Annotated in this window: 1 pseudogene; it reads left to right on the top strand. The window is 61.1% G+C overall.

Annotated features, from left to right (window positions below):
• Positions 1–306 (top strand): annotated as a pseudogene (locus LO50_RS23325) (hypothetical protein); the annotation flags it as partial.

Here is a 306-nt window from a genome sequence, read left to right as displayed (position 1 = left end):
CAGCGGCACCATCGGTGAGTTCACCAACCCCTTTCATGAGTTCGATGCCTATATCAGCAGCGGCCCCGACCGCCAGGGGTTGATCTGGCATCAGTTGCATCTGGTTCATCGCTATCACGACCTGGCCATTAATCTTTCCCCCATCGTGCCCAAGGACTCCAGCATGGCGCCGCACTTCGCCGCCTGGGACTTTCTGCAGAACTACATGGACATTGGTCGCCCTCTGCCGGATATCCCGCTGTTCGAGAAACACCGCGCAAACGACCCGACCACGGCGGCACATGACCGCCGCACGGGCCGCCCCGA

Source organism: Stutzerimonas stutzeri (genome assembly GCF_000935215.1).
Classification (GTDB): Bacteria; Pseudomonadota; Gammaproteobacteria; order Pseudomonadales; family Pseudomonadaceae; genus Stutzerimonas.
Note: the sequence above shows the minus strand (reverse complement) of the source record. Positions and strands in the feature narration are given on the sequence as shown.